A 6,743-nucleotide genomic window follows, 5' to 3' on the forward strand; every position below is an offset into this window, starting at 1 on the left:
GCAAATCTAGGCAAATCGGTATTCCAACAGGCAAACATATAGCGGATGAACACCCCCTGCTTCGTTGCCTGTTCCTTATGTTGCCCACCATCAAAAAGGTCGTCTGAAAACCTATTTTCGGGTTTTCAGACGACCTGTTGCTTGATCAAATCACTTCAATTATTGCCCGATGGAAATCAGCAGTGAACCAGCGTGCCTTCGTCTTCGCCGGTAATGACGCGCTTGAGCGAGCCTTGTTTGGCGATGCCGAAGACGACGATGTTGAGTTTTCGTTCGCGGCAGAGGGCGAAGGCGGTCGCATCCATGACTTTGAGGTTTTTGTTTAAGGCTTCGTCAAAAGTGATGGTTTCGTAGCGCGTTGCGGACGGGTCTTTTTTCGGGTCTGCGGTATAAACGCCGTCCACGTTGGTGGCTTTGAGCATGACGTCGCAGTTCATTTCGGCTCCGCGCAGGGCGGCGGCGGTGTCGGTGGTGAAGAAGGGGTTGCCGGTACCGGCGGCGAAGATGACGACTTTGCCTTCTTCAAGGTATTGGATGGCTTTGGGGCGGGCGTAGGTTTCGGCGATTTGCTGCATGGAAAGCGCGGATTGTACGCGCGCTTTGATGCCGAGGGTTTCGAAAGCATCTTTGAGGGCGAGCGCATTCATAACGGTTGCCATCATGCCCATGTAGTCGGCGGTGGCACGGTCCATGCTGCCTGCCTGGGCGGATACGCCGCGGAAGATGTTGCCACCGCCAACAACGATGCCGACTTGTACGCCCATTTTGACGACTTCGGCGATTTCACCGACGGTTTGGACGATGGTGTCGTGATTGATGCCGAAAGGGTCGGAACCCATCAGGGATTCGCCGGAGAGTTTCAGTAATACGCGTTTGTATTTGATTTGCTGTGTCATGGGATACCTTGCTTTCTTTGGGTGGATAGCGCCGAGTGAGCAGGCGAACTGACTATTCGATAACGGTGGTATTTTGCTCCGTAAACGGCATATTCTGTGTTAAAAATACTCGCAAGATGTCCAATCTTGTTGCGCTTTTTGCCTTGAATCTGCCGTTTTCTGTACCAAAAACTGACTCGTTCCAAACGATCAGTTCACCCTGTGGCGCTGCTTCAATTCGGGGAAAGGGCGTTTGATTTTTCAGACGACCTTTCGGGATGTTTGGCTGACAGGGTAACGCGTTTTCCGTGGGTGTATGGGTTTGGATAAATTATTATTTGTTGATTATGATGAAATATTCTATTTCCAACAGTATTCTAAACAGTGTAGCTCTCAAAAAAAAGCACCCTGATTCGTTTGGAATCTAGGTGCTTTCTTTTTCATAAGTGCCTTACACTTTAGCAGCGGCAGCAACTTCGGCTGCGTAGTCGACAACGGCTTTCTCGATACCGTCGCCTACTTTGTAGCGTACGAAGCTAACCACTTCAGTGCCGTTTTCTTTAGCGAATTGGGCAACGGTTTGATCAGGGTTCATCACGAACGCTTGGCCGTTCAGGGTGATTTCTGCCAAGAATTTGCGGATACGGCCTTCAACCATTTTAGCGGCAATGTCGGCAGGTTTGCCGGAAGCGATGGCTTGCTCGGTGTAGATGTGGCGTTCTTTTTCGATGGTTTCGGCATCTACTTCGGCTTCGGTTACGCATTGCGGTTTGGCGGCAACGATGTGCATACCGATTTTACGCGCTACGTCTTCAGAGCCTTTGAACTCAACCAATACGCCTTCGGTAGCCAATGCACCGTGGATGTAGGCAACCAGTTGGTTGGCGGTGTCGATCACTTGGAAGCGGCGGACAGACATGTTCTCGCCCAATTTGGCGATAATGGCTTTGCGTTCTGCTTCAACCAGTTCGCTCAGTTCTTCAACGGTAGCCGGTTTTTTCTCGGCAGCGGTTTTCGCAACGAAGTTGGCGAATTCTACGAAGCCTGCGTCTTTGGCAACGAAGTCGGTTTCGCAGTTTACTTCAACCAATGCGCCGACATTGCCGTTGATGGCGTAAGCCAATACGCCTTCGGCAGCGGTACGACCGGCCAGTTTGCCCGCTTTCGCGCCGGATTTGATGCGCAGGATTTCTTCGGCTTTTTCGAAGTTGCCTTCGGCTTCAACCAAGGCTTTTTTACATTCCATCATGCCCAGGCCGGTAGCGGCGCGCAGGTCGGCAACCATTTTTGCAGTAATTTCTGCCATTTTGAATCTCCTAGATTTTGGGGAAACACGGGATATCCGTGTTTGGGAATGGGGTCGTCTGAAAAGGCTTTTCAGAACGGGATTTGAGAAAAGGGGCATAACGCCCCTCTTCGGTTTGCCGGATTACTCGGCAGCAGCTTCTTGGGCAGCGGCTACGGTTTCTTGCAGCGCTTGGTTTTTGCCTTCCAAAACTGCGTCGGCGATGCCGCGGCAGTACAGGCGGATGGCTTTGGCGGAGTCGTCGTTACCGGGGATAACGTATTTCACGCCGTCAGGGCTGTTGTTGGTATCGACTACGGCGATAACGGGGATGCCCAGTTTTTCAGCCTCGACCAGAGTACCTTTTTGGTAGCCGGTGTCGATAACGAAAATCGCGTCAGGCAGGCCTTTCATGTTTTTGATACCGCCCAAAGAACGTTCCAGTTTTTCAACGTCGCGTTGCATTTCCAGAATTTCTTTTTTGTTGAAACCGCCTTCGGCAGCGTTTTCCAAAGCGGCGGTTTTTTCTTCCAGGCGTTTGATGGATTGCTTAACGGTTTTGTAGTTGGTCAGCATGCCGCCCAACCAACGGTGATCGACGAAAGGCATACCGGCGCGGGTAGCTTCTTCGCGGATGATTTCACGCGCTTGGCGTTTGGTGCCGACAAACAGCACAGTGCCTTTGTTGGCAACCAGACGGCGTACGGCTTCTTGCGCTTCTTGGAACATCGGCAGGGTTTTTTCCAGGTTGACGATGTGGATTTTATTGCGCGCACCGAAAATGTATTGTGCCATTTTCGGGTTCCAGAAACGGGTTTGGTGGCCGAAGTGAACGCCGGCTTCAATCATCTGACGCATAGTAATTTGAGACATTTTATTTCCTTGAAAGGGTTAAGAGCACACATTCAATCGCATAGAACTTGATAGGCTGCGCCTATTGTCAAGCACCCTTCGGCGAAAGTGGGCATAAGTTTTAAAAAATAGTGTGTTTCCGAAATGGAAAACTGACGGATTATAGCGGATAAGGGGTCGTCTGAAAAGGGATTTTATGCACTGCCGTCCTGTTTGCCACCTTCTTGTCCGGCTGCGCCGCGGCTTTGTTCGAATGCTTCTTTTTCCTGCTGCTTCATCAGACGGTTGCGGCGGCGGATGGTGACGGTGAAAACGGTAAACGCGACGGGCAGAACCGCCCAAAAAACCAAATAAATCAAAGCGCGCGCGATGCTGGGCTGGGCAACGGAATACATGACGGCGACGAAGAGGTAGCCGATAAGGACGATATGCCACATGGCGGAATCCTGTTTTGATGTTAACGGAGCGTTTATAATCGCCGTATTCTACAACAACACTCAAAAGGTCGTCTGAAATGAGGAATGAGGAAAAACACGCCCTACGCCGAGAATTGCGCCGCGCCCGCGCGCAGATGGGGCATCAAGGGCGGCTGGCGGCGGGGCAAACGGTTAACCGCCTGCTCAAACGTTATATCAAGAAGGGGCGGAAGATCGGCGTGTATTGGCCGATGGGCAGCGAGCTGCGGCTGGACGGCTTTGTGCGTGCGGCACAAAAACGCGGCGCCAAACTCTATCTGCCTTATATCGAACCGCGTTCGCGGCGGATGTGGTTCACGCCCTATCCTGCCGATGGGACGAAACAAGAACGCAAACGCGGCAGGGCGAAGCTGCATGTACCGCAGTTTACGGGACGCAAAATCCGCGTACACGGTTTATCGATATTGCTTGTCCCGATTGTCGGCATGGACCGCGAAGGCTACCGCTTAGGGCAGGCTGGCGGCTATTACGATGCGACGCTCGCAGCGATGAAATACCGTTTACAGGCAAAAACCATAGGTGTAGGCTTCGCTTGCCAACTGGTTGACACACTGCCGCGCGAACCGCACGACCTGCCGCTGGACGGGTTTGTATCGGAATCGGGCGTGCTGGTGTTCAAACATCATTAATCAATAGCTTTCAGACGACCTCTAAGATGCCGTCCGTTAAGACACTATAAAAGGTCGTCTGAAAACTCAAATCTTCAAATACAAAGGAAACCCCATGGCTGATTTTTCATCTGTTCCCGTTTTGTCCTTCGACCGCGTCCGTCTCGAGCCTTTGACGGCGGCACACGAAGCCGGTTTGCGCAAAGCAGTTTGCGACGGCGAAGTTTGGAAGCTGAACGTAACCACCGCGCCCGAACCCGACCAAGTGGCGGACTATATCCGCACCGCCACGCAAACCCGCCTCGCCTTTGCCGTCATCAACGAAGACACGGGCAAAATCGTCGGCTCGACTTCGCTTTACCACATCGACCCCGCTATCCCCCGCCTCTACATCGGTTTCACATGGTACGCCCTGTCGGCACGGCGCACGCGCATCAATACTGCCTGCAAAATCATGTTGCTCGACTACGTCTTCGACACTTTGAATTGTCGCTGCGCCTGCTGGCAGACCGACAACCTCAACACTGCCTCTCAACGCGCCATCGAACGCTTGGGCGCTCACCAAGACGGTATCTTGCGCTGCCACAAATTGCGGAAAGACGGCAGCGTGCGCGATACGGTGGAATACAGCCTATTGCGCGAAGAATGGCCGCAGGCAAGGGCAAAACTGCTCGAAAAAGCGGCAGCTTATGACGCGTCCTGAAAAAACGTTTTCTTCTTCATTTTTTCATCAAAACACGTCCATCTTGCTGACAATCTGAAGTCTTTAAGAAGTGAATGAAATCAGGCATAACCCCGCCAAATACCTGATAAATAAAGGCCGTCTGAATGTTTCAGACGACCTTTTCAAACCGCGTTTATGTAAATCCAAACAGAAAATCTTTGCAATTCTCAGAAAAATCCACTAAATTCTCAATAACATATTATGAACGGTTTAACATCGGTTCAAAACGTAAAACCCGCGCGCAATCTTCCACGCCAAAAACACCGCGCCAGCAGGTTTTACCGCCGAAACAGGCGTTCGTAATACAACGGATAATCATAAAGGCAGGATATGCCTGTTTCTAGGAGTACAACCATGGCTGAAGCAACAGATGTTGTCTTGGTGGGTGGAGGCATTATGAGCGCGACTTTGGGCGTTTTGCTCAAAGAACTCGAACCGTCTTGGGAAATCACCCTTATCGAACGCTTGGAAGACGTAGCGTTGGAATCGTCAAACGCTTGGAACAACGCCGGCACAGGGCATTCCGCGTTATGCGAACTCAATTACGCCCCGCTCGGTGCAGACGGTACCATCGACCCGACCCGCGCCCTCAATATTGCCGAACAATTCCACATCAGCCGCCAGTTTTGGTCATCGCTTGTCGAAGAAGGCAAAATCACCGACAACTCCTTCATCCATACCGTCCCGCATATGTCGCTGGTCATGAACACCGACCATTGCGACTACCTGCAAAAACGTTTCGACGCATTCAAATCCCAAAAACTCTTCGAACGGATGGAATTCTCCACCGACCGCGCCAAAATCGCCGAATGGGCGCCGCTGGTCATCAACGGTCGTAAAGAAGGACAACCCGTCGCCGCCAACTACTCCGCCGAAGGCACAGACGTCGATTTCGGCAGCCTGACCCGCCAAATGGTGCAATACCTGCGCGAAAAAGGCGTCAAAACCGAGTTCAACCGCCACGTCGACGACATCAAACGCGAATCCGACGGCGCATGGGTGCTCAAAACCAGCGACACCCGCAACCCTGACGGACAGCTCACCCTCCGCACCCGCTTCCTCTTCCTCGGCGCAGGCGGCGGCGCACTGACCCTGCTGCAAAAATCCGGCATCCCCGAAGGCAAAGGCTACGGCGGCTTCCCCGTTTCCGGACTGTTCTTCCGCAACAGCAACCCCGAGACCGCCGCGCAGCACAACGCCAAAGTGTACGGACAAGCCTCCGTCGGCGCGCCGCCCATGTCCGTCCCGCACCTCGACACCCGCAACGTGGACGGCAAACGCCACCTCATGTTCGGCCCTTACGCAGGCTTCCGCTCCAACTTCCTCAAACAAGGCTCGCTCATGGATTTGCCCCTGTCCATCCACTTGGACAACCTCTACCCCATGCTGCGCGCGGGTTGGGCAAATATGCCCCTGACCAAATACCTCTTGGGCGAATTGCGCAAAACCAAAGAAGAACGCTTCGCCTCCCTGCTGGAATACTACCCCGAAGCAAACCCTGACGACTGGGAACTCATCACCGCAGGACAACGCGTTCAAATCATCAAAAAAGACTCCGAAAAAGGCGGCGTCCTCCAATTCGGCACCGAAATCGTCGCCCACGCCGACGGCTCGCTCGCCGCACTCTTGGGTGCATCCCCCGGCGCATCAACCGCCGTACCCTTGATGATCAAGCTCATCCACCAATGCTTCCCAAGCCGCATTTCCTCATGGGAAGGTCGTCTGAAAGAACTTGTTCCCGGCTTCGGCATCAAGCTCAACGACAACCCGCAGCTTGCCGAAGAAATCATCAGCCACAACGCCAAAGTATTGGGTATCCATTACGCTTGAGGCAGATAAATTGCAAGGTGGGCGTTCCAGCCCTCCTTTTTTCAAACCATTAAAGCATTAAAATATAGTGGATTAACAAAAATCAGGACAAGG

7 protein-coding genes are annotated in these 6,743 nt (G+C 52.7%); 3 read left to right on the forward strand and 4 right to left on the reverse strand.

Annotated elements, in window-relative coordinates:
• Positions 1-176 precede the first annotated feature (176 nt).
• From pyrH to HMPREF3277_RS09645, 4 genes are all read right to left on the reverse strand, one after another.
• Positions 177-896, reverse strand: coding sequence for a UMP kinase (gene pyrH / locus HMPREF3277_RS09630; protein ID WP_003712995.1), 720 nt, complete (start codon positions 894-896; stop codon positions 177-179).
• A gap of 430 nt (positions 897-1,326) precedes the next feature.
• Entirely contained in the window at positions 1,327-2,181 is an 855-nt protein-coding gene (tsf, locus tag HMPREF3277_RS09635; RefSeq protein WP_009175015.1) for a translation elongation factor Ts, read from the reverse strand.
• A gap of 123 nt (positions 2,182-2,304) precedes the next feature.
• The gene (rpsB, locus tag HMPREF3277_RS09640; protein WP_003759405.1) at positions 2,305-3,033 is read right to left on the reverse strand and encodes a 30S ribosomal protein S2; all 729 of its coding nucleotides are present in this window, start codon (positions 3,031-3,033) and stop codon (positions 2,305-2,307) included.
• Between the two features lie 173 nt (positions 3,034-3,206).
• Positions 3,207-3,449: a hypothetical protein gene (locus HMPREF3277_RS09645; protein ID WP_070870978.1), complete on the reverse strand. Its 243-nt coding sequence runs from the start codon at positions 3,447-3,449 to the stop codon at positions 3,207-3,209.
• Positions 3,450-3,526: 77 nt separating this feature from the next.
• On the opposite strand from HMPREF3277_RS09645, the gene HMPREF3277_RS09650 reads away from it, so the two are divergent.
• From HMPREF3277_RS09650 to HMPREF3277_RS09660, 3 genes are all read left to right on the forward strand, one after another.
• Positions 3,527-4,117, forward strand: a complete 591-nt coding sequence (locus HMPREF3277_RS09650; RefSeq protein WP_070870979.1) for a 5-formyltetrahydrofolate cyclo-ligase — start codon at positions 3,527-3,529, stop codon at positions 4,115-4,117.
• 94 nt (positions 4,118-4,211) lie between these two features.
• Entirely contained in the window at positions 4,212-4,799 is a 588-nt protein-coding gene (locus HMPREF3277_RS09655) for a GNAT family N-acetyltransferase (protein ID WP_070870980.1), read from the forward strand.
• A gap of 375 nt (positions 4,800-5,174) precedes the next feature.
• Positions 5,175-6,650: a malate:quinone oxidoreductase gene (locus HMPREF3277_RS09660; protein WP_003765105.1), complete on the forward strand. Its 1,476-nt coding sequence runs from the start codon at positions 5,175-5,177 to the stop codon at positions 6,648-6,650.
• The last annotated feature ends 93 nt before the right edge of the window (positions 6,651-6,743 follow it).

The organism is Neisseria sp. HMSC70E02, assembly GCF_001838645.1.
GTDB lineage: Bacteria > Pseudomonadota > Gammaproteobacteria > Burkholderiales > Neisseriaceae > Neisseria > Neisseria macacae.